At 42.1% G+C, this 26,859-nt stretch carries 26 protein-coding genes and 1 riboswitch; of the genes, 2 read left to right on the top strand and 24 right to left on the bottom strand.

All coding sequences use genetic code 11. From position 1 onward, the window contains the following. Positions 1-36: 36 nt before the first annotated feature. From secA to EJA10_RS18190, 9 genes are all read right to left on the bottom strand, one after another. Positions 37-2,550, bottom strand: coding sequence for a preprotein translocase subunit SecA (secA, locus tag EJA10_RS18150; RefSeq protein WP_125481445.1), 2,514 nt, complete (start codon positions 2,548-2,550; stop codon positions 37-39). Between the two features lie 205 nt (positions 2,551-2,755). Then, a complete protein-coding gene (locus tag EJA10_RS18155) occupies positions 2,756-3,598 on the bottom strand; it encodes a DUF1028 domain-containing protein (protein ID WP_125481446.1) in 843 nt (280 codons plus the stop codon). A 108-nt stretch (positions 3,599-3,706) separates the two neighbouring features. Beyond that, the gene (gene hpf / locus EJA10_RS18160) at positions 3,707-4,252 is read right to left on the bottom strand and encodes a ribosome hibernation-promoting factor, HPF/YfiA family (protein WP_125481447.1); all 546 of its coding nucleotides are present in this window, start codon (positions 4,250-4,252) and stop codon (positions 3,707-3,709) included. A gap of 174 nt (positions 4,253-4,426) precedes the next feature. Further along, positions 4,427-4,807 (bottom strand): DUF8042 domain-containing protein, encoded by a 381-nt coding sequence (locus EJA10_RS18165; protein ID WP_125481448.1) that lies wholly within the window; start codon positions 4,805-4,807, stop codon positions 4,427-4,429. Next, entirely contained in the window at positions 4,808-5,152 is a 345-nt protein-coding gene (fliT, locus tag EJA10_RS18170; RefSeq protein WP_125481449.1) for a flagellar protein FliT, read from the bottom strand. Beyond that, complete coding sequence (fliS, locus tag EJA10_RS18175; RefSeq protein WP_125481450.1) at positions 5,149-5,550, bottom strand: flagellar export chaperone FliS; 402 nt, start codon at positions 5,548-5,550, stop codon at positions 5,149-5,151. Before fliS ends, fliT begins: the two co-directional genes overlap by 4 nt. Before the next feature lie 30 nt (positions 5,551-5,580). Continuing rightward, positions 5,581-7,074: a flagellar hook-associated protein 2 gene (locus EJA10_RS18180; RefSeq protein ID WP_125481451.1), complete on the bottom strand. Its 1,494-nt coding sequence runs from the start codon at positions 7,072-7,074 to the stop codon at positions 5,581-5,583. Between the two features lie 11 nt (positions 7,075-7,085). Beyond that, on the bottom strand, positions 7,086-7,454 hold the full coding sequence (flaG, locus tag EJA10_RS18185; RefSeq protein ID WP_125481452.1) for a flagellar protein FlaG: 369 nt from the start codon (positions 7,452-7,454) through the stop codon (positions 7,086-7,088). Positions 7,455-7,574: 120 nt separating this feature from the next. Further along, positions 7,575-12,419: an OmpL47-type beta-barrel domain-containing protein gene (locus EJA10_RS18190; protein ID WP_125481453.1), complete on the bottom strand. Its 4,845-nt coding sequence runs from the start codon at positions 12,417-12,419 to the stop codon at positions 7,575-7,577. Between the two features lie 81 nt (positions 12,420-12,500). Continuing rightward, positions 12,501-12,597, bottom strand: a riboswitch (cyclic di-GMP riboswitch). Positions 12,598-12,730: 133 nt separating this feature from the next. On the opposite strand from EJA10_RS18190, the gene EJA10_RS18195 reads away from it, so the two are divergent. Next, positions 12,731-13,582: a DNA endonuclease gene (locus EJA10_RS18195; RefSeq protein WP_125481454.1), complete on the top strand. Its 852-nt coding sequence runs from the start codon at positions 12,731-12,733 to the stop codon at positions 13,580-13,582. A 395-nt stretch (positions 13,583-13,977) separates the two neighbouring features. On the opposite strand, the gene hag is transcribed toward EJA10_RS18195, so the two are convergent. The 15 genes from hag to EJA10_RS18270 form a co-directional block, all read right to left on the bottom strand. Then, complete coding sequence (hag, locus tag EJA10_RS18200) at positions 13,978-14,799, bottom strand: flagellin Hag (RefSeq protein WP_125481455.1); 822 nt, start codon at positions 14,797-14,799, stop codon at positions 13,978-13,980. Between the two features lie 156 nt (positions 14,800-14,955). Then, positions 14,956-15,174, bottom strand: coding sequence for a carbon storage regulator CsrA (gene csrA / locus EJA10_RS18205; RefSeq protein ID WP_125481456.1), 219 nt, complete (start codon positions 15,172-15,174; stop codon positions 14,956-14,958). Between the two features lie 6 nt (positions 15,175-15,180). Beyond that, positions 15,181-15,621, bottom strand: coding sequence for a flagellar assembly protein FliW (gene fliW, locus EJA10_RS18210; protein ID WP_125481457.1), 441 nt, complete (start codon positions 15,619-15,621; stop codon positions 15,181-15,183). A gap of 15 nt (positions 15,622-15,636) precedes the next feature. Next, positions 15,637-16,227: a DUF6470 family protein gene (locus EJA10_RS18215; RefSeq protein ID WP_125481458.1), complete on the bottom strand. Its 591-nt coding sequence runs from the start codon at positions 16,225-16,227 to the stop codon at positions 15,637-15,639. 45 nt (positions 16,228-16,272) lie between these two features. Then, a complete protein-coding gene (gene flgL, locus EJA10_RS18220; protein ID WP_125481459.1) occupies positions 16,273-17,163 on the bottom strand; it encodes a flagellar hook-associated protein FlgL in 891 nt (296 codons plus the stop codon). A gap of 10 nt (positions 17,164-17,173) precedes the next feature. Beyond that, positions 17,174-18,721 carry a flagellar hook-associated protein FlgK gene (gene flgK, locus EJA10_RS18225; RefSeq protein ID WP_125481460.1) on the bottom strand — a complete coding sequence of 516 codons (1,548 nt, stop codon included), beginning with the start codon at positions 18,719-18,721 and terminating at the stop codon, positions 17,174-17,176. 18 nt (positions 18,722-18,739) lie between these two features. Continuing rightward, the gene (locus EJA10_RS18230; protein ID WP_125481461.1) at positions 18,740-19,210 is read right to left on the bottom strand and encodes a flagellar protein FlgN; all 471 of its coding nucleotides are present in this window, start codon (positions 19,208-19,210) and stop codon (positions 18,740-18,742) included. A gap of 56 nt (positions 19,211-19,266) precedes the next feature. Further along, the gene (gene flgM / locus EJA10_RS18235) at positions 19,267-19,533 is read right to left on the bottom strand and encodes a flagellar biosynthesis anti-sigma factor FlgM (protein ID WP_125481462.1); all 267 of its coding nucleotides are present in this window, start codon (positions 19,531-19,533) and stop codon (positions 19,267-19,269) included. A gap of 76 nt (positions 19,534-19,609) precedes the next feature. Further along, positions 19,610-20,014, bottom strand: a complete 405-nt coding sequence (locus EJA10_RS18240) for a TIGR03826 family flagellar region protein (RefSeq protein ID WP_125481463.1) — start codon at positions 20,012-20,014, stop codon at positions 19,610-19,612. A gap of 32 nt (positions 20,015-20,046) precedes the next feature. Continuing rightward, positions 20,047-20,763 carry a ComFC family protein gene (locus EJA10_RS18245; RefSeq protein WP_125481464.1) on the bottom strand — a complete coding sequence of 239 codons (717 nt, stop codon included), beginning with the start codon at positions 20,761-20,763 and terminating at the stop codon, positions 20,047-20,049. Continuing rightward, positions 20,760-22,301 carry an ATP-dependent helicase ComFA gene (locus EJA10_RS18250; protein ID WP_125481465.1) on the bottom strand — a complete coding sequence of 514 codons (1,542 nt, stop codon included), beginning with the start codon at positions 22,299-22,301 and terminating at the stop codon, positions 20,760-20,762. The genes EJA10_RS18245 and EJA10_RS18250 overlap by 4 nt, the downstream gene beginning before the upstream one ends. Positions 22,302-22,560: 259 nt before the next feature. Next, the gene (locus EJA10_RS18255) at positions 22,561-23,400 is read right to left on the bottom strand and encodes a DegV family protein (RefSeq protein WP_125481466.1); all 840 of its coding nucleotides are present in this window, start codon (positions 23,398-23,400) and stop codon (positions 22,561-22,563) included. 189 nt (positions 23,401-23,589) lie between these two features. Next, complete coding sequence (gene sda, locus EJA10_RS18260) at positions 23,590-23,751, bottom strand: sporulation histidine kinase inhibitor Sda (RefSeq protein WP_246017851.1); 162 nt, start codon at positions 23,749-23,751, stop codon at positions 23,590-23,592. A 151-nt stretch (positions 23,752-23,902) separates the two neighbouring features. Continuing rightward, positions 23,903-24,586 carry a response regulator gene (locus tag EJA10_RS18265; RefSeq protein ID WP_125481467.1) on the bottom strand — a complete coding sequence of 228 codons (684 nt, stop codon included), beginning with the start codon at positions 24,584-24,586 and terminating at the stop codon, positions 23,903-23,905. Between the two features lie 59 nt (positions 24,587-24,645). Beyond that, a complete protein-coding gene (locus tag EJA10_RS18270) occupies positions 24,646-25,788 on the bottom strand; it encodes a sensor histidine kinase (protein ID WP_125481468.1) in 1,143 nt (380 codons plus the stop codon). A 391-nt stretch (positions 25,789-26,179) separates the two neighbouring features. Between EJA10_RS18270 and EJA10_RS18275 the strand changes: the two genes are divergently transcribed. Continuing rightward, positions 26,180-26,812: a YigZ family protein gene (locus EJA10_RS18275; RefSeq protein ID WP_125481469.1), complete on the top strand. Its 633-nt coding sequence runs from the start codon at positions 26,180-26,182 to the stop codon at positions 26,810-26,812. Positions 26,813-26,859 lie beyond the last annotated feature (47 nt).

Consider the following 26,859-nt stretch of genomic DNA (forward strand, 5'->3'; position numbering starts at 1 on the left):
AAAAAGAGAGCCGAAAACGGGCCCTCTTGTTAAAAATTATTCAGCTTTGCCGCAGCAGTTCTTGTATTTCTTGCCACTGCCGCAGATGCATGGGTCATTACGGCCGACATCCATCGCCTTGACGACTGGCTTCTTCTTCACTTTTCCGCCTTCGCCTTCCTTCGGATTCACCGCATGGCCCTTCGCTACTTCCTGGCGCTCCAGGTTGCTGCGGATTTCCGCCTTCATGATGTATTTCGCAACATCGTCTTCAATGGAAAGAACCATGTTCTCGAACATCGCAAAGCCTTCATGCTGATATTCGCGCAGCGGATCGATCTGACCGTATGCACGGAGATGGATTCCCTGGCGGAGCTGGTCCATCTGGTCGATGTGGTCCATCCACTTCGAGTCAACCGAACGAAGCACGATGACTTTTTCAAACTCGCGCATTTGCTCGTCTGTCAGCATCTCTTCTTTTTCATCATAGCGCTCTTTTACCTTTGCAATGATGGCGTCAATGATCTCATCCTGCTCTTTCCCGTGAAGGTCTTCGACAGTGATGTCGCCTTCGTGAAGCAGGTTCCCGTTCACATAATCGATGATGCTGTTCAGATCCCATTTTTCCACATCCTCGCCTGCTGGCGTATGGGCAGAGACATTGCGCTCCAATGCAGACCTGATCATTGTTTCAACGATACCGCGAAGGTTCTCGGATTCAAGAACCTCATCACGCTGCTTGTAGATGATTTCGCGCTGCTGGCGAAGAACATCATCGTACTGTAGCAATTGTTTACGAGCATCGAAGTTATTGCCTTCAACACGCTTCTGCGCAGATTCAACAGCTCTAGAAACCATCTTGCTCTGGATCGGCTGGGTATCATCCATGCCCAGTCGCTCCATCATCGCTTTCATATTATCAGAACCGAAACGGCGCATCAGTTCATCTTCCATGGATAGGTAGAACTGAGTCACACCCGGGTCACCCTGACGTCCGGAACGTCCACGAAGCTGGTTATCGATACGACGGCTCTCATGACGCTCTGTACCGACCACCGCAAGGCCGCCAATTTCTTTCACACCTTCGCCAAGCTTGATGTCCGTACCACGGCCCGCCATGTTTGTCGCGATCGTTACCGCTCCCTTTTGGCCTGCTTCTGCGATGATATCCGCTTCACGCTCATGGTTTTTCGCGTTAAGGACATTGTGCTTGATGCCTTTTTTCGTCAAATAAGCTGAAATGATTTCAGACGTTTCAATCGCAACCGTACCAACAAGAACCGGCTGGCCAGCCTGATGGCGCTCGGCGATGTCCTCGGCAACTGCCTTGAACTTCCCTTGCATTGTTGCGTAAATCAAATCCGGACGGTCGTCACGAGCGATCGGACGGTTTGTCGGGATGACGACAACGTTCATATTGTAGATATTACGGAATTCCTCTTCCTCAGTCTTTGCTGTACCTGTCATACCGGACAGCTTTTCGTACATACGGAAGTAGTTCTGGAATGTGATTGTCGCAAGTGTCATGCTCTCGTTCTGGATCTCAAGGCCTTCTTTTGCCTCGATTGCCTGATGCAGACCTTCGCTGTAGCGGCGGCCCTTCATCAGACGTCCAGTGAATTGGTCAACGATGACAATCTCGCCGTCCTGGACGACATAATCAACATCAAGATGCATGCTCGCATGAGCCTTCATAGCCTGGTTGATATGGTGCAGCAGGGTCACATGCTTGATGTCAAAAAGGTTTTCGATGCCGAAAGCCTTCTCGGACTTCGTGATGCCATCCTCCGTTAGCTGGACACCCTTCGTTTTTTCATCAAAAGTGTAATCCTCTTCACGCTTCAGCGTACGCACGAATGCGTTTGCCTGCATGTAAAGCGCGGCGGATTTTTGCGCGGAACCGGAAATGATCAACGGAGTACGTGCCTCATCAATCAGGATGGAGTCAACTTCATCGATGACGCAGAAGTGCAGCGGACGCTGAACCTTTTGCTCCATATAGAGCACCATGTTGTCACGGAGGTAGTCGAAGCCGAACTCATTGTTTGTACCATAAGTAATGTCTGCGCGGTACGCTTCCTGTTTTTCTTCCTTCGTCATGCTGTTCAGGTTCAGACCGACCGTCAGGCCAAGGAACTCATACAGCTTGCCCATCTCAACGGCGTCACGGCTCGCTAGGTATTCGTTGACCGTGATAACGTGCACTCCGCGGCCTGTAATCGCGTTCAGGTAAACAGGCATCGTTGCAGTCAAGGTTTTACCTTCACCAGTTTTCATCTCGGAGATATTCCCTTCATGCAAGGCAATACCACCCATCAACTGGACCTTGTAAGGATACAGGCCAAGGACACGCTTTGCCCCTTCACGGACAACCGCGAACGCTTCAACCAGCATGTCATCTGTGGACTCGCCGTTCTGATAACGGTTTTTGAACTCCTCCGTCTTTGCCCTCAAGTCATCATCCGAAAGCTTTTCCATATCACCTGCAAGCGAATCAATTTGATCCGCCATTTTCGTCAATCTTTTAATATCGCGTTTATTCTGGTCGAAAATTTTCGTTAAAATCCCCATACAGACGCTCCTTTTATCTATTGAATCTCGTTGATTTCGATTTTGAAAAAATGTCCCAAAGAAAAAAGATTCGCCCTGAGTGCACCGAATCCCTTTTGAAAATTCGATTTATTTCTTATTACTATCTTACCACTTCCAAAAGGGGGTGACAACCAATCGGGGATGGCGAAAAGCCCCCTGCCGGCTGACAGAGGGACAGTGTGAGTTATTGGTTTTTCATGAACTCCAAAACTTCCAGGTCAATCTTGCCTTTCTCCTGTTCGCGCTCCTCGAAGTTTTCCGTGTGGATGTAGGCAGTGAGCGCTTTATGCAACTCTTCCTCGTCAGCAGGGTCTCCCTTTAAATAATCCAGACGCTTGAGGTGCTGAACCACGTCGGCTTTTACCTCGCCTTCAATAGTGGCCACGTTCTCAGGCTTTGCTTTTGCAAAATAAAGCTGCTGCAATCCGTAGATGCGGATCAGTTCTGTGATTGGCTCCGGATGGTCATCGACACGCAAATCGATATAACGGTCATTGTAGCCGCCATAGCCACCCTTCTCCTTCACGACAAGAAGTGCCGCCGACTGCTGGCCCCTGCTGTCGCCACCTGCTAGCTGACCAGCGTTCAGGGCCTGAAGCAATCGATGTGCCAGCGAGCCTTCCGTTGATCCAAACGTCTCTGCCATCGCCTTAACAGTATTCTCGTCTACTAAAATATTTCCCTGAGCCGCAAAATGCTTTCCAGTCACGCCGCCTGCCCAATCATAACAATATGTACCTGTAAAAGTGGCCGGATTCCCTTCGGCGTCAATCAAGCCAACCTGGCGCATTTCTTTGTCAGGATCATTCTTCGTGATCAGCTCCATCACTTCCTCAGCCGATTTCCCCTGCGCCATCAGTTCAAGCGCCTGCGGACCATAAGCCGTATTCGCATACGATTGCGTCGCCACAGCACCAACTCCCGCCTTGGCAAACGGCACGACTGCGCCCACACCAAGGAACTTCGACTGCACCGCAATCCCCCATTCTTTTTCTTGCGGATCATAACCTACAATTGAAAATGTCATTATGTATCGCCTCCTGTAAAAAATATTTCGGCACTCGGTATAAAATTTCCTTCAAGAGCGCAAATTAAAACCCACAGCCAAATTCTGACTGTGGGTATTGATTATAAGTTATTGTGCCTCGATCAAACCATAGCGGCCGTCGTTACGCTTGTAAACAACGTTTGTTTGATTTGTTTCAGCATTTGTGAAGACGTAGAAGCTGTGGCCCAGCATGTTCATCTGCAGGATCGCTTCCTCGCTGTCCATTGGCTTCAGGTCGAAGCTCTTTGTGCGGACAACTTCAAGGTCTTCGTCTTCGTCAACGTGCTCGACTTCTGTGAAAATTGGAGCGTAGTCCTTCAGGCTTTCCTTTTCACGGAATTTGCGGTTTACTTTCGTTTTATGCTTGCGGATCTGACGCTCAAGCTTATCAGTGATTAAGTCGATCGCCGCATACATATCTTCATGAGTTTCCTCTGCGCGAAGCACAAGGTCCTTCATCGGAATCGTAATTTCAACTTTTGATTTTTTATCCTGGTAAACTTTCAGGTTCACGTTCACATTGGCATTGGGTGACTCGGTAAAATACCGGTCAAGCTTCGCAACCTTCTTCTCTACATACTCTCTGATTGCTGGCGTTACCTCAATGTTTTCTCCACGAATGTTGTAGTTCATAGTGGACTCCTCCTTTGGGATATGACTATGTATTACTAATTCTATTTTACCCCAAAGAACTCCTGCAAAAACAGTCTGAAGATTTGACATTTTTATGTCTGTTTTTACTGTCGGAATAGTGGATAATTTGTAGAGGCTTGTCCAGAAATGGAAAAACCGCCCGAAATTAGGCGGTTAATTAATGTAATAAGGGCGGAATTGTTTAGTTATTTCCCTGGACCATTCGGAAAAAGCAGGATAGATGCCTTCCCCTATGATTCCTTCCCATAAAATGTAGTCTGTGTTTTGCATCGGTTGAGCTTTTTCCAAAACGGACTCAAAATTTTCAAACTGGCTCAGTATGCCCGGTCGATCGAAAAAATGCTCAGCAAGAACCTGGTTAGACTGATAAATCTGCCAAAAAGCCGCAAGGATGTCATCCCACAAGTTTTCAGCATCCTCAAACATAAGATCCTCTAGACAAAGGAAAATGTGGCCAAAAGCTTCTTCGATGGTTTCCAGCAAACCAATATACTGGTTGACCAAAAGAAATTTTTCTTCGCTTAACGCGTTCACCTATTTTCTCCTGTCGTAAAACATGCCGTCAGTCGAAAGGCTTTGATATGGGTTGACATATTTTGTGTTCGATTCTTTTTTGTTTTGCAGATCCTTGATGTCTCTTTGGACGGCGCCCTTCTCGCGCTTTAAAAGCTGATCCAGCTTTGTATTTAACAGTGTGACTTCCTTCCCTTTTTCCAATTCTTCAGGAGTATAGGGTGGTTTGATCTCCTCAATTAGCGTTTCACGTTGGTTCAGTAATTCTTCAACCTTAGCGATTTTATCATCTCGATCAACATCAGTATTCTCAAGCAACCTGATCAACTCAGTTGTTAGCTGATGAAATTGAATGACTGCACTCACGCCATGCCACCCTGGCTATGTTGCTTCTGGCGGTTCAATTGAATGACCTGCTTCCAGGTGTCGCGGAAGTCCGTAACCAGCACTTCCACTTCCTCCAAAATCGCCTTGTCGTTTTTTATATTTGCATCGATCAATCGGCGATTCATAAAATCGTACAAGGCCATCATATTCTGTGAAACTTCAAGATCCAAATTAAGCGTAACCATTAACTCTTGAACGATTTTCTGTGCTTTTTGGATATTCGTATTTTTTGCTTGAATATCGTTCGTATCAATCGCATGCTTTGCCAGATTGATAAACTTCAAGCATCCGTTATATAACATTAGTGTCAATTCGCCAGGAGAAGCGGTATTGACTGAGTTCTGCTGGTAAGATTGATAAGGATTCGTTAGTGCCATGTTTTACTCTCCTTTTTGTAAAAAGGCTTTTTAATAGCTAAACTGCTGCATTAAATACGCTGACTGACTATTTGCCTTTTGAATCGCTTTTTCCATTGCTGTGAATTGGCGCCAGTAGCGGTCTTCAACTTTAATTAACCGATCTTCGAAACGATTGATTTGGCTGTCAATGTTCAACAGGTTCCTGCCGAGGGTAAAGGCGTTATTGGTGCTGCTGGCCTTCCCTGCACGTTTTTCAATGTTCAGCATGGTGCTTTTTATCGTATCACGCAAACGTCGGCCTAGTCCCTGTTCAGCAGATGTACCGCCGTTCTTAGCGAATATTTCATAAACACCATTTGGATTTTCTGTAAGGGCTGCTCTAAGTTTATCTGTATCGATGACCAATTTTCCGCCATCCATATAGTTACTTGAGGTTTTAATCCCTATCTCAGCAAGCTGGTTTTTACCTGCAATACCAGAAACAGCTGTATATAAATCCATGCGCATTTTGTTTAAAGCTCCTGAGAGAATCGAGTCTCCTCTCAATGTTCCACTGCGCGCTTTTTCTTCCCAGCGCTCTATATCTTTTTCATTCATAGAATCTTTTTGTTCACTGGTTAAAGGCTGGAAGTCACGATAACGCTTTTCTTCGAGCTCGCCTTTAATTTTCTCAATCAACGAGTTGTATTGATCCACGAATTTTACAATTGTATCAAGGATTGCATCAGTATCAGTTGCTGAGGAGAAGGTAACTGGCCCATCTGTAACTGCCTTTAATGAAATTTCCACTCCATTAATAGCAAAGGTATTGGAAGATCTTACGATCGGCATACCATTGTATACTATCTCTGCATTTACTCCTGCGGTTCCCACATTGTTTGCAACCGCATCATCGCTGGTTAAATCCATATTTAATGCAGACCAGAAGTTTAGGTCACCGCCTAGAACAATTTCCGGTCCCCCTGCTACATCGCCTGTATTTTTAGCGCTAATCGAAAACTTGCCAGAGGCTTTATCAAAATAGGCAGACACATCAGTTTGGCTATTAATTTTAACGATGAGCGTGTCCAAGGTATCTTTCTCAGGATCAATCGTAACTTGCTTAGTATTTAGACTTCCGTCCTTGCCAATGGCCTCGATGGTAATAGGGCCCGTTATTCCTAAATCACTCAATTTAGCTGTGGAGTCAATTGTAGAACTCGCCTTTGAATACATACTCGCCGCCGAAGCAAGGCGTTTCACTTGAATACTCCCAGAAAAATCTGCTGTAGAGTTTATGTTTTTAATCGAAACAGCGCCTGGATTGGAAACGGACACCGTTTTTTTACTAAAAGAACTCTGCCTTAAGACACCATCAAATATTAGTTGATCCAATTCTAAAAGGGATTTATTTATACTCCGATAATCATCCCTCTGCCACTCAAGATATTGTTTTTTTTGTGCTAGTTTATCTAAAGGCATCCGTTCTGCCTTCATTAAATCTGTGATAATTTGGTCAATGTCCATTCCACTGGCTAAACCGCCTACACGTATACCCGCCATTTACATCACCTTTATACTTTTTTATCCACCATCAATCCCAGAAACTCGGTCATTGCTGCATAAAAATCAAGCATTTTTTTTGGTGGGATTTCCCTTACAACTTCCTTCGTTTTATCGTCTACGATTTTAACAAAGTATTCATTCAGCTTTTCATGGAACTCAAATTTCAATGAAGTTGGTGAGTTTTCCATAAACTTATTCATTTTTGAAACAATCTCTTCAACCTTCTCTTTCGGGAAAGTTACACTCTCTGTCTTCTCTTCAAATTGTGCCTCTGGTAAATACTCAACTAATCTTTCCTGCATCTGGATGTTTGTCACGCCTGAATCGGCATTTCTTGTTTGTGAGGAAAAATGGTTTGATGATAACCGTTCAATCATCACTGGATCCCCCTGGAATAAACAATCTTTTATGTAATATCGGTGAATCTTCCGATTTATTTAGTACTTTGATGATTAAAACCTAAAAAAAGGATTCCTCAAAAAAGGAATCCTGCTTGCTTACTTTACATCTACTAATTTTGTTCCAAATACATGGTTCCCGTCACTTAAGTATCCCCTTAGTTCCAGTTTTACTTGCCCAGGATCCCAATCAAAATTTTCGCGTTCAAATTTAAAATGACCTTTCTCGGCCTGCTTGAGTAAACCCGTATTATCCATAACAGGTGCTACTCCGTTTAAGGTAACAGAGGACACATCAAATAAATCTTGATAGGCTTCAGGAAGGATTGCCTTTACCGTAAAAATCCCCTTGTTCCCTTTAATAACCTTAGGCAGAACTTCGAGTTCTATTGGAACATAGACTCCAAAATTTTTTTCATAAGTAGTCGTCCACCCTGCATGATCCGTTACCTTAATTTTAACAGTATATATTCCAGGTATATCTAGAGTGAGACTTTCCCCATTATTATATTCAATATCATTAACTGTAATTTCTTCTGATTTGATACCAGAATATTTATCAGCTGCTATATATTTAATAGCCAAGCTTGTTCCTAATACATACTCATCATCAAACTCAGTCGTTATTACCGGTGCCGTTTTATCAACTTTCACATAGATAACCTGGACCTCTTCTTTATTTCCAGCTTGATCTGTGCTGAAGTATGAGACTTTATGAACTCCTTCTTCCGAAAGGATAAAGTTATCACCTTCAACAAATTCTGACCCGTTTATAGAATAGTAGGCTGTATCAACCCCACTAAAGCTGTCTTGTGAAGTTAACTCGATTTTCGCATCTGACTTGTACCATTCTTCTTGTGCATTTGCTGCAGTAACTGGAGCTGATTTGTCGATTTTCACGATTTCCGTCTTAACCGCTTCAGTATTCCCTGCAAGATCCTTACTGAAGTAAGATACCTGGTAAGCACCATCTTCAGTCAGAATAAGAGTATTTCCTTCAGTAAAATCTTCCCCATTTACAGAGTAGTAAGTTTTAGATACTCCACTCAATCCATCTTCTGCATTTAGCTCCACAGTAAAAGAATCCCTTTTCCAGTTAGCATCCATATTTGATATCGTGTTTGGAGCTTGAAAATCTATTTTTACTGTCTCGGTTTTTACCTCTTCTTTATTTCCTGCTCTATCGACGCTATAGTATGCAATCTGATGGAGGCCTTCTCCTGATACTATTGCCGTGATTCCTTCAACAAAACCACTTCCATTAACAGAATAGTACGTAGCGGCAACACCCGTTTCATCATCACTTGCGGTCAGCTTCACACTGACACTCTCATTGGACCAGTCGTTCTTAATATTCGAGGATGTAACAGGTGCCTGAGTATCGACGATCAGCTTTGCCAGCACAATATTTGAAGGCTCTGATTCCCCAAAGGAGTTGCTGTAAGATGTTACGTAATATTCGTGGTTCGCATAGGTCAGGTCTGTAAGGGTATAAGATAGGTTATTTACATTTGCAGCAACTAGTACGGGCTTCCCATCCAATAATTCATATATATTGTATCCATTTGCATAGGTAACAAAATCCCAGTAAATACGGGCACTCGATTCACTTAGTAACTTTAACTCCGCTGCAGGAGGTTCCATAATTGGATAAATGATCTTTTCAGTAATTTTATTCGATGGGTTTGATTCACCAAAGCGGGTACTGTATGCTGTGACTTCAAACGAATGAGTTTTTTCTGTCAAATTATAAACTTTATAGTTCAACGCTGTTCCTTTATAAATTAACTCTTTTCCACCATCATTTAATTTATATACTCTATACTCATTTGCCCAAGTGACAGCTGGCCAGGCCAAAGTAATATTGTTTACATTGAACACTGTTCCAGAGACCTGTGGTGGCTGAACAACCGGCCAAGAAAGCTCAAAGTTCAATTTGCTGGCTTCTGGAGATTCGCCAAACCTGCTGCTAACCGAATGGACTTCGTACTCATAATTTCCTTCAGGCATATTCGTAAATGTCACAGCAGTACCTGTTAACGTTCTTAAAAGCTCCTTTTTGCCATCAATAATACGATAAACCTTATAAGAGGTTGCGAAGGATGTGCTATTCCATCTCAAAACAATATCGTTGCCATTTGTTATGCTGTGTGAAAAGTTAGAAGGGGCTTGCATGATTGGAAATACCAGCTCGAATGAATTTCCCGTACCTTGAACAGACTCTCCAAAACGAGTGCTAAAGGAATGAATCTCAAATGAGTACTTTCCTTCCGGCATATTGGTTAAAACAGCTGATGTCCCAGTTACTGTTGTTTTCAAAACTTTTTCGCTTCCTAGAATCTGATATACCTTGTAGCTAGTAGCATATAAAGATGCATTCCACTTTAATGTAATATCATTTCCATTTGTTATGGTGTGTGTCAAATTCTCAGGTTCCTGCATAGAAGGATACACAATATCAATTGTGACATCACTGCCCTCTTCTGATTCACCAAAACGGGAGCTCACAGTGTGAACAATATATGAATGTTCCCCTTCTGTGATATTGGTGATTGTCGCCGACAATCCTGTAGCTGTCGCTTTTAAGATTTTTTGTCCATCTATTTTTTCATACACTTTGTAACTTGTTGCATATGGAGCAGCACTCCAAGCCAGTACGACATCATTACCGTTTTTTATACTGTAAGTTAGATTCTCTGGTGCCTGAATAACTGGAAAGACGATTTCAATAGCCACCGGAGCTCCTTTAGGTGATTCGCCAAACCGGTCACTTTCTGAATGTATTACGTAATGGCGCTTCCCCTCTGGTATGTTGCTAATTGCAGCCGTCGTTCCTGTGACGGTGGCTTTGAGGAATCGCTGTCCATCTACTACTTCATATACTTTATATCGATTCGCATATAAAACTGCATCCCACTTTAGGGAGAGAGTATTAACGTTAGAAATAGTATGCGTTAAGTTTTCGGGTGCTTCCATTGTGTATTCATTTATGTTAATGGATATCTTATTTCCTTCTCGTGACTCTCCAAATCGGGAGCTTACCGAATGCACAATAAATGTATGTTCCCCAACAGGCAGTTTTGAGATTGTTGCACTCAACGCAGAGCCGTTATATTTCAATACTTTTACTCCGTCTATCAGCTGATATACCTTATAGGCAGTCGCATACTGTGCTGCTGACCAACTCAAGGCAACGTCATTTCCATTATTTAGTTTGTATGTCAGCTCCTGAGGGGATTCCATTGTTGGATGGATCATTGTAAGCTTCATTTCTGAACCCGTTTCTGATTCACCAAAAAGTGAAGAGTTCGAATGAACTAAATAATAATAATCTCCCTCAGGTAAATTTGTATAGGTGATAGTAGTTCCTGTGATTGTATTCTTTAAAGTTTTCTGTCCATCTACCACTTGATAGATTTTATAGTTAGTGGCATTTTCAGCTGCAGTCCAGCTTAATTTAATATCATTTCCGTTTAAAACAGTATGGGTAAGATTTGCCGGTGAAAGCATGGTTTTCCCCTTCACCGTCTCTGTTAAAGGAGTTCCCTCAGCGGACTCTCCAAAGCGCGAGGAATAGGAATGAACAGCATACATATACTCGCCTGGTGTAAGATTTGTATAAGTTACGCTTGTCGCTGAAACTGTACTCTTTAAAGTCTTCTGCCCATTAACAATTTGATAGACTCGGTAATTCGTTGCGTTCTCAGCTGTATCCCATGTTATTGTAAGATCCTTGTCATCCTTTACTGTTCCCTTTACATTAAGGGGTGGCACCATAACGGGATGGATAACAGGTACTTTTACCTTGCCTCCAATCTCCGATTCTCCATAAGTACTTGAAAAAGAGTGAATCTCGTATTGGTACTCATCTTCAGGAGCGTTTGGAACGGTATAGCTGGTACCAGTAACTGTTCCTCTAAGAATCTTCTCTTCATTAACCTGTTGGTAAATCTTATAGCTTGTCGCTTGTGGGACACTTTCCCAAGCAAGAACGATATCATTAATATTCTTAAAGCTATAGGTAACATTTCCTGGCGCAGCCATCACGACATCACCAATTGTAACTTTCAATTGACTGCCTTCTGCAGATTCTCCAAATCGATCACTATTAGACCGAATTTCATAAAAGTATTCACCTGCAGCCATACCAGTTAGTTTAAGGTTTGTCCCAGTAACTGTATTAGTAAGCGCCTTTTCATTATCTTTTATTTCATAAAGTTTGTAGTTCGTCGCAAAAGAAACTGCATTCCACTTTAAATTTATTTCTGTACCATTTGAAATCGAATAGTTGAAATTATTTGGTGCTGTCATTTCCGGATGTGTCAAATCTAATTTCACTTTCGGAGAGAGCGCCGATTCCCCGTATAGGGAATGGGAGGCTGAAACCGCATATGTATAGTTGCCCTCAGCCAAATTTGTCAGTTTATATGTTCTTGCTGCGGTCGAAGCAATGAGGGTAGGCTCCGCAGCTTCCGAGATCTGATAGAGAAGATATTTTTCAGCATATTGAGCTGCTCCCCAACTAAGAGTGAGATCATTACCGTTCGAGACAGCTTGGGTAAGGGTCGCCGGTGCAGACATTTCAGGATAGACTACATCGAAAGAAATAGGTGCGCTGGGCCCGGATTCACCTTCTGAACTTAATGTAGAGACAACAAAGCGGTAAGACCCCTCATCTAAATTGTTGAGCGTATAGCTAGGGGCTGTGGTCCTGTCACGAAGAATAAGCTTCCCCTCAGTTATTTCATATACATTATAACCTGTCGCTCCATATACAGAAGACCATGTAAGCTTTACGTCATCCGGAGTTATGTATTGCGTTGCAAGATTACTGGGAGGCAATGCAGTAGAAGAAGCAAATGCATTGACCAGAGGAAAGAAAATCTGCGAAGTAATGAGAATTAAAGCAAGGAAAATCAACTTTCTGTTTACAAAGTTTTTCATATAATAGTCCCACCTTTTGGACAGACTCCAAATAAAAAAGAACCTCTAACAAGGTTCATAGGTAAATAGACTATGAATCCTTGTGGCAACCGGCTACCATCCGCTTAAAGAACTACTTAAACAGAACAGGCCCCTGGCTTTGCGTCCTACAGTTTCCCATAGTTTGCCTTTTTCACTTTGGATTTCTGTGAGTTTTAGTCTATTATATACTTTTTATACAATCCTTTTAATAGTACTTTATAACTATATTATTGTATTTTAATTTATAATTTACATGAATAAGCATTAGTTTGAAGAAAAGGGTGGAGTAAATGTTTTTCGAGGATTTATCAGATGAGCAGAGAAATATTGTAGCTGCTAGCATAATTGCAGATGGTGAAATTACAAAGCTGTATAAAAATAGCCGAAGAAGAAATAACAGTTACAGAGAACATTTCTCCAAAGAACAACTAGAATATCGAAAATGGAAAATGAAATTCTTCCCAGATATTCTTTATTTACGTACGGACGACACCTACTTGGTTTCCAAGTCTCTTCCACTATTTACAAAGTTATATCATCATTTTTATAATGAAAAGGGAAATAAAAAGATTCCTTCAGAACTTTTACATTATTGTACTCTCCCTCATTTTCTTGCAGTACTCTTCTTAGATGATGGTTCGCTAATGATAACAAAACCAATTAATCATAGAAAAAAGTTAATTTATATTACACCTCATGCCTCTCTTTACCTACAAAACTACCCTAAATCTGATCTCACTCTTTTACAAAACCATTTAAATGAAACCTTTAATCTGAACTTCAAATTAAATAAGCGCAGAGACGGTTTTGGATATATTTTAAAACTTACATCAGTTGAAGAAACATTAAAATTACTTTCGCTGACAAAAAGTACTATATCCACAATCCCTTCAATGAGGTATAAGTTTGATTGGGAATACAGAAAAAATATGGAGTTAAGTAAAAACAAGCTATTGTCAGGATATACAGTGATTTCCTCAGATTCTATGAGGTTCAAAAATTATACCCAGATTGAAATTAAACGCCTCATTACACTTAAGAAGGCGGGACTGACACATAAAGAAATTTCCACAGCGCTAAACCGGCCATACTGGTCAATAGTTTACAAACTTAGGGAAATAAGAAAAGATGGCCATCTGTAAGATGGGCCATCTTTTTGAACATCTAATTAACGAAGAAGTTGAAGAACTCCTTGTGGTTGTTGGTTCGCTTGCTTCGCGACTGTATCTTTCGAGTACAGAATAGACTATATCTTCACCCTTCTAATAAGGGGCTGGGCACTTCGAACAGAATGCCTGTCCTACGGGATTCATAGCCATAGTATTCCTACCTTAGACTGTTTTCCCTAGTCGTTGAACCTTCTCCAGAGTTTCCTCACAGGAGCTTGGCTGCTGATTATCCATTATATATCTTAATCCTTTTGAAACCCTCACGCCTACCGTTTCCAGTTACGTTGTGGTGGACCGAGCTTTAGGAAGTTCCAGCAATTCACCCAGTTATGATCTTATCCGTTACCAGATAAGACGCCCTTTAATCATTATCTCAGAAGTTGTAAAACACCCTGAGGCATCTGATTAGATTGAGCCAACATTGCTTGCGCTGCTTGAGAAAGGATAGAGTTCTTAGTTTGTTCCATCATTTCTTTAGCCATGTCAACGTCACGTACACGAGACTCAGCAGCAGTTAGGTTTTCAGAAGAAGTACCTAGGTTGTTGATTGTGTGCTCCAGGCGGTTTTGATTTGCACCAAGCATAGCACGTTCAGAAGAAACTTCCTTGATTGCAGCATCCAAAGATGTAATCGCAGTGTTTGCACCAGTTTGGCTAGAGATGTCAACGGATCCAATATTTAGAACTGTACCAGTTGCCTTCATGTCGCGAATAGTAACAGTAATATTTTGATCAGCATTTGCACCGATGTGGAATACCTTTCCATCAGCATCTGATCCATCAAGTAACTTTTGTGTGTTAAATTCAGTTGTAGTTGCGATTCTATCTACTTCTTTAAGAAGTTCTGCTACCTCTTTTTGTAACTCTCCACGATCATCATTCGTGTTAGTATCATTGGAAGATTGAACCGCTAATTCACGTACACGTTGCAAAATGCTGTGAGTTTCGTTCAAAGCACCCTCAGCAGTTTGGATTAAAGAGATACCGTCTTGAGCGTTACGAGCAGCTTGATCCAAACCACGGATCTGACCACGCATTTTTTCAGAGATTGCTAGTCCAGCTGCATCGTCACCGGCACGGTTGATGCGAAGACCAGAAGCTAGTTTTTCCATTGATTTTGCTTGTGCGCCGTTTGCGCTGCTTAATTGGCGGTGTGTGTTAAGAGCCGCGATATTGTGGTTGATTCTCATTTGAGTTTTCCTCCTTGAATTTGGTGTTCACATCCATGTGAACAAGATTATATTTTGTCCGAGCGATAAGGTCGGCCGCCCTTATTCTCCCTTACAATAGTTTTATCGTCGTCAGAAAAAGATGTTTAATAGTTTCTTAAAAGTTTTTTTATTTTTTTATTTGTTTTTTATAAAATCCATCATTGAAGATATATCTTTAGATGCCTGCTCATTCTCGCTTTGGATCTGTTCCAGGATTTCCTTCCTGAACACCTCAATACTCTTAGGTGCTTTGATCCCTATTTTGACTTGATCATTTTTAGATGAGATAACTGTGATTTCGATGTCATCGCCGATAGTGATACTTTCTCCGTTTTTTCTTGTTAGTACCAGCATCGTTCATCACCCCTTTACTTCATCATTTTGAAAAATTGGTTGCTTTGTACCATATTGCTCATTATGAAGAACAACTTGTTTAGCTTTACGATTATTCAAATTGGTAATTACCGGTGCCTGGAGGTTGGCAGTTGTTTTTATGAAAGGATCCTGAACGGTAAGAATAGTATAGACCCTTACATCTTTTTCTGACTCTAGATGAAGTTCTTCAATAACTGATTCTTCTAGGGTAAAATCATATTCTTTGAAAAAGTTAAAAGGATTTGTAACAATGAATGCCAGTTCGGATGTATTCAGGGACTGCATTACATAATAAACACCCTCCTCTGAAAGAGGAAGTAAGCAGAATTCCCTCTCCTCCTGAAACCCCGGAATTCCTTTTGCAAACGAAAGTATATCTTCTTGATTGATCTCTACTTCACCATGATACCGTGTATTTATCTTCATTCTTACATCATTCCTTTAAATAATTTGTTCATATTTGACGCCAACATGCCTAAGATTTTCAAAGTCAATTTTTAAAGATGGGTATTGCATCATAGATATCTCTGCCTTGCCAGGTGTATAGTTGATAATCGGTTTATTCATTTTACTTTCAATAATAGGTTTATTTACCTTCCAATTGACTTCCAACCTACCTGGATCATAGTTTGTTTTTACTGAGCCAGCAGAGGGGATCCACCCGATATTAAAATCCAGCATAGGAGACTCACTGTTCCGCTTCGCCTGTTCAACGATTGCATTTCCGCCATTTTCAAGCAGCATCAGTTCATCGCCATCCTGAGACATACGGGCAATCCCTGCCAGCAAATCCTGATATCCCTGTTGGGCTGCATCCTCTATTCGGCGTGCAATGCTTTTTAAATCCATATCTGCCCGTGCCTGGGATTGGTCAATCGTCAGCTTTGCAGGTGACTTGCTAATACTCATTTCCGCCTCAGGCTGTTCAATTGTCAACTCCGCTTTCGGCTGCTCGATTTCTTGAATCGCTGGTACGGTGTTTATTGCGATTCGCCCGGGGGTTGATTGGATTCGAATCTGTGGGACTTGCATTTCCTATCCCTCCTAGTAAAAAAAGCTATTCCCAATGAGAATAGCTTATCTTAAAAAGTCTAACAGTGTCGGCTGAAGTATACGTGCACCTACTCCAAGCGCCGCACGGTGAACACTTTCCTGGGTTTTCAAGTCCATAATAACACGCTCAATATCAGCGTCTTCATTATCTGACAATACCCTTGTGGCCATAACTTCCTGGTAGCCAAGGCGTGTGTCAATTACTTCAAGCCTGTTGTAGCGCGCCCCTAATTCAGCTCTCTCTGATGAAAGATTATCCATCGTTTTGTCCAGACGATTCAACAAATCATCTAAATCTGCTGGATTATCATTTTCCAAAGCAGCCTGGATACCCTGAACAACATCAAATAGTTCCTGATTAAATAGATTAGCCGGATTGATGTTAGCTCTTAAAGAAACGCCCGGAGAAACTTCTACTTTATAATTATTGATAGCCGGGTTAGTTAGGTTGTTAGCCACTGTTGGCGGATTTTCAACCGGGACAGGAGGATGATCAGTATCCGTTCCATGAAAAATATACCGGCCAGACACTTTAGTATTTGCCACCTGTACTAAATCAAGTTTAATTTGCTCAATTTCGCGAGCAACTGCTTCACGGTCACTCGGGCTGAGTGAACCATTTTTACCTTGAACCGTCAGTTCCCGAACACGCTGCAGCCCATTATTCGCCTGTTCAATTCCGGCCTCCGAATTCTCCATCCACAAATAAAGCTCAGAAAGATTTCGTTTGTATTGTTCAACCTCGGTCAAGCCAGAACGATAGAACATGCCTTTCATTGCTACTACCGGATCATCGGACGGCTTCGTGATTTTTTTTCCTGTCGCCAGCTGGTCCTGATACTGACCCATGCGCCGATAGCTTTCACTCAGGTTTCTTAACGAATTGGAAGAAAGCATTGATTGTGTTATACGCATTTTAATTCACCTATCTTCCTGCAGTTCCCATACCGTTGATAATTTTATCGAGCATTTCGTCCTGGAGTGTGATCATCCGGGCTGATGCGTTGTAGGCGTGCTGGAACTGAATCATATTTGTCATTTCTTCATCAAGTGAAACGGAACTTACAGATTTCCTGCGGTTTTCCACAGATTCTCTAAGAGAACCACTGTTATTTGTCAGTCTAACAGCTTCCTGGGAAAGAACGGCCATTCCGCCAATTACACCTTCATAATAATTTCTGAAGTTGGAAAGTTCATTTTTACCTGAGTAATCGAACTTACCGTTAATGATATTTGCTAATTTCAGAATATTGGAAGAGTCTCCGATAGTAGCATTAGCTATATCAGATCCGTCTGCTGTTGCAATGTTGTCAAGACTTGAAGCTATTGCATCAGCCAATTGAATTCTTCCTGAGAACCCAGCTCGTGAAATTTCTTCATTCTCAGCATCCACAAAAAACGGATTACCCGCTTTAGTCCCATTCGTAATATCGTTAGGACTCATTCCGCTTTTATGGACCTCATTAAACTGAGTTGCAAATGTAAATGCAAGATCATCAAGCTTGGTCATCATTTCAGGATAGACACCTGTAACTTTGCCGTTATTCTCATATCCATATGAATCTACCAAAGCCTTCAGTTTTCCCATTGAATTTAATTCTGTGAAGTTAAAACTCGATTGCCCTATCGTCACTGTTTTTACCGAGTCACCTAAGCCATCGAAATTAACATTCATTTTATTATAGCGGTCGCCGCTAACCAGGATTCCTAGCTCTTTCCCACTGTCACTGACCATTTTGATGACTGCCTGTCCCTCAGCAATGTCCAGTGAACCATTTCCAGAACTTATATAGTCGACTTTTATATTAACCAGTGAAGACAATTGGTCTATTAAACGGTCACGTTCATCGTATAAGTCGTTAGGCAAGTATTTATGTGGTTCTACATCAGCAATCTGCCCATTGATTTTGCTAATTTGATCTAGGATAGAGTTGATTGACTTCTCAGTAACGGTTATTTCATTCTTCAAATCACTCTGGACAGAAGATAAAGAATTATGCAAGTAGTTAAAAGTTTCCGCCACTGCAATCCCGCGCTGGCGAACGACTGAGCGTGCACCGGGATTCGTAGGGTTTACCGCTAAATCCTGTAGCGACTGCCAGAACTGATCCATCGTCTTAGCCAATCCGGAATCTGACGGTTCATTAAGTACTTCTTCCAGCTTCAGAAAAGACTCTGCCCTGGTTTCCCAATAGCCTAGTTTGTTATTTTCATTACGATATTGAACATCCAGAAAGCTATCGCGAATACGCTGAATCGACCCAGCTTTCACACCAGTACCAACCTGTCCAGGGATCTGCGGACGATTAAGCGCTGCATTTGGATAAGGTTCAGTCTGTGCGAAGTTGATCCGCTGGCGTGAGTAGCCTGGAGTGTTGGCATTGGCGATATTATGTCCTGTTGTATGTAGAGCGCTCTGCTGCGTGAACATGCCGCGGCGAGCTGTTTCTAATCCCATAAAGGTTGAACGCATGTTTCGTTCCTCCAAATATTATGCTTTTGAGTTGAACATACCTGGCGATTGCCCTGGCTTTTGTTTCTTTCCAGCAGGCGGTCCGTAATTGATTTCTTTTTCCTGAGGAATCACAAGACTCTTGGAAAAATTGATAAACTGCAGCGATTGATGAATCAGTTGCTGATTAAGTTCATTCCGAGCCTTAATTTCAGATATGACAGTGGTCAATTCTTCTTTTATTTGCAAAAGCTCATCTTTTTCCGAAAGTAGTGCCTCGGCTATTTCCTGCAATGACGCGCCAGGCATCACTTGATTTGACAGTGCCAGTCGCTCTTGCTCGAGCTTATTGATCGCTGCCATATGCGCCTGCTCATCCTTTAGAAGCTGGTCGAGGGCAGCTGTGTCTCCTTTTTTCACGATGTCCGTCTTCTTCACGGTCAATTCGTAAAGGCTTTTATGCAATTTGAGCATTTTAGTCATGATGACAGTAAGTGATTCAGCAGACATGGACTGCCCTCCTTCTTGGCATAAAGAAACACTCGCCCGCAAGACGAGTATTCCTCCTATTTATTGTTATAAAAATTAATGATGCTTTTCGCCGTTTCTTTCGTATTTACCTTATACGTACCGTTTTCCACCTGGATTTTCAGTTCTTCAACCTTTTTTTGACGCAGATCGGATACTTGGGAAAGCTGCTGCATTTCCTTTGCAGTTGAAGAGATTTCAACTTTATCCGCTTTCTTGTTCTGCGTGTTAGCTGCTGCATCTAGTTTGTTCATCTGGCGTTTATATGGATTGATCCCTGATGGGCCTATATTGTTTATTTTCATGTCTAACCCTCGCTTTCAGAACGATTCTAATCATATTATCGGCAAGAACTAGAATATTTTTAATGATTCTTTTCACCTAATCTCGATGGGTGAAAAAAGTCGCAGTTCTTTTCGATAATTCTTTTTTGCGCTGTTCTTCATGTTCATGAACTTTTAGTTCCTTTTTTATTTTCCCTGCACATGTACCGCAAATCCTGCCTTCTCGAATAATCGTGCCGCATTTATCACAAGGATAGCCCAGGTTAGGGAATTGAGTAATCTGCAGTTTACCCGTCTTGATAAACTTTAAAATTAACTCTTCCTCTACACCTGTTGCTTCTACAACCTGAAGCATAGTCGCAGCGCGGTTTTCTCTTTTTCTCATATATTTTGAAACAGTATCATAAGCAACCTGCTCAGCTTTCCAGCACTTTTCACAGATATCTCTAAATTTATTTTTGACGAAGATTTCTCCGCAATCAGGACAATTTGTAAGTTCCAATGTCCTTCCTCCCCTAATTTTATCATATACCGTCAACGCGCCAAAGTTAGTGACATGACCTTTGAAGCACCATTTTGCTTTAATACTTTTGCTGCATGCCTAAGCGTTGATCCTGTAGTATATATATCGTCAAAAAGCAAAATAGTTTTACATTCGATTTCAACTCCTTCTGCCATTTTGAACACTTGCTCTATCTGAATTCTCTCATCCCTCGATTTTTTTGACTGTTTTTCAGAGTGGATTCTGGTGAGAAGATGGGTGGGGGTGTAGCCAGCAGCTTTGATTAATGCTTCGGACTGATTGAAGCCTCGTTCGTAAAGGCGTTCATCGCTGAGAGGGATTGGAACAATATAGTCATATTGGAAAGCTTGTAAAACCGTCTTTATGTCTTCGGTAAAAATATCTGCAAAAACATAATCACCACGAAACTTGAATCGGGCAATAACCTCCTTCGTAAAATCAGTGTAACGATACAGCGAGCGATTCTTGTCCAAGCTTCCGCTCCACTCTTCATTTTCCTCCCAGCGCTTGCAATCCATGCAAATATTACCGATACGATATTCTTCCTCTAAAAAATCAAAGGGCCTTCCACAGATTTCACATTTTTCTCCTGTGATTGGAGCGAAACTATCCTTACATTCCGTGCAGATCTTCGGCGCTTGATCTTTTCCAAGGAAACTGCGCCACGAAATCTCCGGCTCGATTTCTTCATGACATAACATGCAATTAGCTCCCTTCCACATATTCATACATCAATCAGCCCCTTCTTAATCCCTTCCTTATTCATCATCTCGATCTGTTTTCTCGCACTAAGCATCGCTTCCGTTTTTCCATAATGAAAAAATACCACTTCACCTGTCGGAAAATCAGCGCTCCGCCCAGCACGCCCGGCGATTTGCACCAATGCGCTCTCGGTAAAAATCCGATCCTCTGAGCCGATGACCGCCACATCAATGTTCGGGAAGGTAACCCCTCTTTCTAGTATCGTTGTGGAGAGCAATATTGGGATTTCTTTATTCCGCAGCTTCATGACTTTTTCTTTTCTATCGGGATCTTCAGCATGAACAGATTCAATGAGTGGATCCATTTTGCGAAGGATGGGGAGGATTTTTTCCATAGAGGCAATCTTTGGGGCAAAAAGCAAAGCTTGTCTTCTACTAGCCTGTCTTGTTTCGATCCATTTGATAATGTTTGCTGGCAACTTTCCCTTTGTCAGCATCTTCTCCCAATTGCCCGACCACTCAAGCTTTGGAACAGGTAATGGATGGCGATGGTAGCGAGCTGGTATCGTCACATATTTTCTTTTTCCAAGCCGGCATTCCTTTTGCCATTGTTTGCTTGGCGTTGCAGTAAGGTAAATAAGAGAGGAATCCAGCTTTCTTGATTGCTGCACCGCATATTGTAATGTCTCATCAATGGAGTACGGAAAAGCATCGACTTCATCGACAATCATGACATCAAACGCCTTGTAAAAACGGAGCAGCTGGTGAGTTGTCGCAATCGTAAGTTGGGTAAATTCATGGCGTTCCTCACTCCCTCCGTATAACGAAGCAATCTTGGTTTGTGGGAATGCTTTCTTCAAGCGGGGAGTCAGTTCAAGGACTACATCCGTACGCGGAGTTGCTAGGCATACTCTCTTACCTGAGGTTAACGCTTCATTGATTCCAGCAAACAGAACCTCCGTTTTACCAGCCCCGGCAACCGCCCAAACCAGCAACTCCGACGTTGTCTTCACCGCATCCAAAACACGTTGAGAAGCGACCTGCTGACCTTCCGATAAACTCCCAGCCCATTCAAGCGGACGATCGACAACAGGGAAATCAGATTCAGGCCCAACCCAGCAAACAAGCGGAGTACACTCACTCACCCTCCCCATCATCAAACATTTCGGGCAATAAATGTCCCTTTCACCGCAACGGGCACAAGGGAATTCCCCAAACCAGGACTCATCACTCGTTCCGCATCTAACGCAAATACGAGGAAGGTTCGTGTGTTTTTCAGTTACACCGCTTGAACCATGGGGACGGTTCTCCTGTTTTTGGATTCCTTTACGATAAACCAAGTAGCCATTTTCATAATGCGCTTGAATCTCATCTATAGTAAACGGCAGTTCATCAATCAACAACTGTTTGCCTGCCAGCATCTTTTGAAGTTCTGGATTGTACTCAAAGAAGGGGTTTGTGGATAGCTGAGGAATTTCGGGGAGGTTGGAGATGGAAAATGTCGTTTCATCATCAGAAGAATCAAGTTTGGGGATTAATTTCCCCTCTTTTATCAAGAATCTCATAGTTAATCACAACCTTTTGTGGATTTTTATGTGGATAACCATATAAACCTGTGTACAATGTGGGTTATTTTGTTGGTAACTTTTAAAAAAGGGAGAAGAAGCGGTTACAATTGTGGATAAAGAGGATTAGGAGTAGAAATAAGTGTTGATAAGTTAAATTTTATGTTGATAACTACAAAGTTCTGTGGATAAAAATTAAAACGCCAGTCTCCAAGACGGAAATGGCGTTTTAGCTTAGAAGTAGAAACTAGATCCGTAGTTATTTTTTGTACCAGCCCATGCCCATTGAACCTTCACCAAGATGAGTGCCAATGACCGGGCCAAAATAGCTTAGCATGAATTCCACATTCGGGAACTGGGCTTCGAGTTCGCTTTTCCACTCGAGTGCTTCGGCTTCACGATTGGCATGGATCACAACCGCACGATACTCTTCGCCGCTGTTTGCATCTTCAGCCAGCAGTTCAACGACTCGGTTTAACGCTTTTTTACGAGTACGTACTTTTTCAAAGGGAACAATCTTTTTGTTCTCAAAATGAAGCAATGGCTTTACCTGAAGCAGGCTTCCGATCAGTGCCTGTGCGCTAGATAATCTGCCTCCTCGCTGCAAATGGCTTAAGTCATCGACCATGAAGTAGGCACGAGATGTCTGTTTAATTTCGTGCAATCTGGCCATTATCATTTCAGGATCGACTCCCTGCTCTGCCATTTCTGCAGCTTCCAAAGCATAAAACCCCTGAACCATTGCACTGACTTCAGAGTCGAAAGTGAACACTTTGATACCCTCAACCATTTCAGCAGCGCTGACCGCCCCCTGGTACGTGCCGCTTATCCCGCTGGACAAGTGAATGCTGATTACTGCATCGTAGTCCTTCGACAATCTTTCAAAAAGCGCCACAAACTCACCTAGCGGCGGCATGGAAGTCGTCGGGAGCTCTCGCTGCTTTACTTCCTCATAAAATTCTTCTGCACTAATATCTATATCTTCTCTATATGTTTCGGTACTGAAAATCACGCTCAACGGAATCATGTGGATATTCCATTTCTCCCGCAACTCCTTCGGGATGTACGCAGTACTATCCGTAACAACTGCCGTTTTCATTAGTATATTACCATCCTTATGTTTTTCTCTGCGATATGTACATTCCCATTTTATATGAACTCTCGTTAAAATGCATGTTTTCAGAAAAACTATTTGAGAAAAGAGTTTTAGTGTGTGTGTTGATTAAACACTGAGCCTCTCACGTGCATAAAAAAAAACGCTGGCAATCGGTTGCGCAGCGTTACACTTTTAAGAAACATATTGGTTTATTAATTGATCCAAGCCCCTGTTATCAATCTCCTCTATAAGCATGGCGATAAATGTGGCATCCAAATTCAATAGAGTAGCCTTATGATATGCTTCTATCAACTTTTCGTCAGTGAGTTCCCATAGTGATGAAATAGTGACCACCCCTCCGTTTTATTAGCTTCTCTAATTATATCGAATTTTATTAAGTTTTTGTAAATGTTTTGGGAACTTTCTGTCGTAAATTTCCAACAACAAAACCCAATAATCGACAAAAAACCACATTTGTCATTTCGACAAATGTGGTTTCTTTGAATTATCTTACTTCTACCCAACCATTCTTGATCGCTACAACAACTGCCTGGGTACGATCGTTTACATTCATTTTTTGCAGGATGTTGCTGACGTGGTTTTTAACAGTCTTTTCACTGATGAAAAGTGCCTCGCCAATCCCTCTATTGCTCTTACCATCAGCAAGGAGCTGAAGGACTTCGCATTCACGGCGTGTCAGCAAATGAAGCGGGCGGCGAATTTCAACAGGTGATATGTACTTATCAGAGCCACTCTCTTCCGATGAGAGTCTGCGATATTCTTTCACAAGATTATGTGTAACTCTAGGATGCAAGTATGATCCACCTTCTGCCACTACTTTTACAGCCTCGATAAGCGCATCAGCATCCATTTCTTTTAACAGATAGCCAGTGGCACCTGTTTTCAGGGCATGAGTGACATAATTTTCATCATCATGGATAGATAGGATGATGACTTTTGAATCTGGATAATTCTCAATCAACTCAGCTGTCGCTTCTACGCCATTCGTATTAGGCATATTGATATCCATAATTACTACATCAGGCTGATATTTTTCCACAAGCTCGACCGCTTCGCTGCCGTCGTCTCCTTCTGCAACTACTTCGAAGGATGGTTCAAAATCAAGGATCCGTTTTACCCCTTCTCTGAAAAGTTGATGGTCGTCAATAATAACAATCTTTGTTGTCATAACATACGCCTCCCCTACGGCTTCTATCTCTATTTTCTCTTGCCTGGCAGCCAGGCCGCCTATAAATTCAACGGAACTTGGATGATAACCAGAGTTCCAGTGTCTATTTTTGAATGGATGGACAGCTCGCCTTCGAGCAATTCAACTCTTTCTTTGATTCCAAGCAATCCAAATGACTCAGGCTTCTTGTCATTTATATCAAAACCTTTGCCATCATCCTTAATCACGACCATGATCTGGTCTCTTCGGATTTCCAGCTTCACCTGGATAGAAGTCGCTTCTGCATGCTTCAAAGCATTTTGCACGGACTCCTGAATCATCCGGAACAGTGCAACTTCATACTTCCCAGGCAGCCTTCTGTCTTCACCAATATTGGTAAATTGAATTCTGGTGCTCTTATGATACTCTTCGATTGTTTGTAAATACTTTTTGAGGGTAGGAACCAACCCGAGATCGTCAAGCGCCATTGGCCTCAAATCGTAAATGATTCTTCGGACCTCATATAGCGCGGAACGGACCATCTTTTTCATATTTCTGATTTCATTGATTGCCTCATTCGCGCCTCGTTCCTTATAAACTCGCTCTATTAAATCGGAACGCATCATGACATTCGCCATCATTTGAGCTGGTCCGTCATGTATTTCACGAGAGAGTCTTTTGCGCTCATCTTCCTGTGCCTCAATGATCTTCAAACCGAAATCCTGTTTCTCCTTCGCCGTTTCGAGTGCTTCTCCCATCTGTCTGATATCGCTCATCATATAATTCATGACAACGGTAATCTGGGAAATGAGATGGTCTGCTCGCTCAATCGTTTCATTCAAGCCTACCAATCTTCGTTCGAGGTCATCACGTTTCTCACGCAGCTGCTTCTCTGTTTGCCGGTTCATGGTCAAATCCATTTGCAGCTTATGAGCCACTTCGTAAGCCTCGCGGACCTGAGATTCTGAATAGTCCTTAAAGTGCTTGCTTACCTCAGATAGCCGTAGCCTGGCTGCCCTTACCTGAACATCCAATTTATCGCCATCATTGATAATCTGGGCAACTTTTCTCTTTATCTCTTTTAATTCGTTGGTAATCGACTCATAATCTGTCCTGCATTGTTCCCCAATTCGGAAGATTTCGTCTTTACTGTTTCCAACGGTTTCGATCATTTTTTCTAAAATCAGATCGAGGGCTTTCGTGTCGAATTTTTTAATCGCCATGTAAAAACTCCCCCACGGGCGGCACTAAAGATATTTTAACTTTAAATAGAAAAACTTACTAATTTTCCATAAGAAAAACATGTCCATTTACTTAAAAATCGATACAAAGACATAGATTTGATTTTTCATTCTAAGTCTTATATCCTATTATTTTAGGAGTTAAACCCAAGATTTAAAAGAATAATATTTTTCCAAATACCTTGTCAGACCACTACCTATTATACCATTCCAACCCATTACCTGTATTAAAGTTATATTACAATCATAAGACAGCATTGTCCCGCGTTTGCCGTCAACTTATAATGAATTGTAGCACTAAGTCCTATTGTCGAACATAAAAATCATGTCGAAGATATAGTTGGGAAAATTTTTGCTAGAGGGAGCGAGGAAATTGCTTCAAACTTACTATACGGTAAAAGGTTACGGAGAACATGAAATCGAGATTCAAAAATCCCGATTCATTGCCTATATACAGAGAGCTGAAACAGAAGAAGAAGCTCAGGAATTCATACAGAAAATTAAAAAGCAGAACTGGAATGCTACCCATAATTGCTCAGCTTACATCATTGGGGAGAATGACCAGATCCAAAAAGCAAATGATGATGGCGAACCAAGCGGAACGGCAGGAGTTCCAATTCTGGAGGTCCTTAAAAAGAAAAAGTTAAAGGATACGGTAGTTGTCATTACCCGCTACTTCGGCGGAATCAAGCTGGGTGCCGGGGGACTAATCCGCTCATATGGCAAGGCAACCTCAGAGGGACTAAATGCGACTGGCATCGTTGAACGGAAGCTGATGCGCATCATGCATACGACGATTGATTACACCTGGCTTGGCAAGATCGAAAATGAACTGCGGTCTTCAGTATACCAGGTGAAAGAAATTCACTATCTGGATAAGGTGGAAATTGAAACATATGTAGAGGAAGCGCAAACGGGCGCATTTGAAGAGTGGATGGTTGAAATGACGAGCGGACAGGGTGAGATTCGTTCGGGTGAAGCAGTATACTTGGAAGTAGCCGTATGACAAAAAATTCAATTTACGAACAGGCAAAAAGGATGTAAAATGAAATT

Source organism: Mesobacillus subterraneus, assembly GCF_003937825.1.
Taxonomy (GTDB): Bacteria; Bacillota; Bacilli; order Bacillales; family Cytobacillaceae; genus Mesobacillus; species Mesobacillus subterraneus.

Excerpts from the sequence above, each read along its gene's own strand:
- hag (WP_125481455.1), bottom strand. The coding sequence starts at position 14,799 with ATGAGAATCAACCACAATATCGCGGCTCTTAACACACACCGCCAATTA.
- EJA10_RS18215 (WP_125481458.1), bottom strand. The coding sequence starts at position 16,227 with ATGCAAGTCCCACAGATTCGAATCCAATCAACCCCCGGGCGAATCGCA.
- EJA10_RS18180 (WP_125481451.1), bottom strand. The coding sequence starts at position 7,074 with ATGGCGGGTATACGTGTAGGCGGTTTAGCCAGTGGAATGGACATTGAC.
- fliW (WP_125481457.1), bottom strand. The coding sequence starts at position 15,621 with ATGAAGATAAATACACGGTATCATGGTGAAGTAGAGATCAATCAAGAA.
- secA (WP_125481445.1), bottom strand. The coding sequence starts at position 2,550 with ATGGGGATTTTAACGAAAATTTTCGACCAGAATAAACGCGATATTAAA.
- flgM (WP_125481462.1), bottom strand. The coding sequence starts at position 19,533 with ATGAAAATAAACAATATAGGCCCATCAGGGATCAATCCATATAAACGC.
- flgL (WP_125481459.1), bottom strand. The coding sequence starts at position 17,163 with ATGCGTATAACACAATCAATGCTTTCTTCCAATTCGTTAAGAAACCTG.
- EJA10_RS18245 (WP_125481464.1), bottom strand. The coding sequence starts at position 20,763 with ATGAATATGTGGAAGGGAGCTAATTGCATGTTATGTCATGAAGAAATC.
- EJA10_RS18195 (WP_125481454.1), top strand. The coding sequence starts at position 12,731 with ATGTTTTTCGAGGATTTATCAGATGAGCAGAGAAATATTGTAGCTGCT.
- EJA10_RS18190 (WP_125481453.1), bottom strand. The coding sequence starts at position 12,419 with ATGAAAAACTTTGTAAACAGAAAGTTGATTTTCCTTGCTTTAATTCTC.
- EJA10_RS18255 (WP_125481466.1), bottom strand. The coding sequence starts at position 23,400 with ATGAAAACGGCAGTTGTTACGGATAGTACTGCGTACATCCCGAAGGAG.
- csrA (WP_125481456.1), bottom strand. The coding sequence starts at position 15,174 with ATGCTGGTACTAACAAGAAAAAACGGAGAAAGTATCACTATCGGCGAT.
- flaG (WP_125481452.1), bottom strand. The coding sequence starts at position 7,454 with ATGATTGAACGGTTATCATCAAACCATTTTTCCTCACAAACAAGAAAT.
- EJA10_RS18155 (WP_125481446.1), bottom strand. The coding sequence starts at position 3,598 with ATGACATTTTCAATTGTAGGTTATGATCCGCAAGAAAAAGAATGGGGG.
- EJA10_RS18230 (WP_125481461.1), bottom strand. The coding sequence starts at position 19,210 with ATGTCTGCTGAATCACTTACTGTCATCATGACTAAAATGCTCAAATTG.
- EJA10_RS18270 (WP_125481468.1), bottom strand. The coding sequence starts at position 25,788 with ATGGCGATTAAAAAATTCGACACGAAAGCCCTCGATCTGATTTTAGAA.
- fliS (WP_125481450.1), bottom strand. The coding sequence starts at position 5,550 with ATGGCACTAACGAATCCTTATCAATCTTACCAGCAGAACTCAGTCAAT.
- hpf (WP_125481447.1), bottom strand. The coding sequence starts at position 4,252 with ATGAACTACAACATTCGTGGAGAAAACATTGAGGTAACGCCAGCAATC.
- EJA10_RS18265 (WP_125481467.1), bottom strand. The coding sequence starts at position 24,586 with ATGACAACAAAGATTGTTATTATTGACGACCATCAACTTTTCAGAGAA.
- flgK (WP_125481460.1), bottom strand. The coding sequence starts at position 18,721 with ATGCGTTCAACCTTTATGGGATTAGAAACAGCTCGCCGCGGCATGTTC.
- EJA10_RS18250 (WP_125481465.1), bottom strand. The coding sequence starts at position 22,301 with ATGAGATTCTTGATAAAAGAGGGGAAATTAATCCCCAAACTTGATTCT.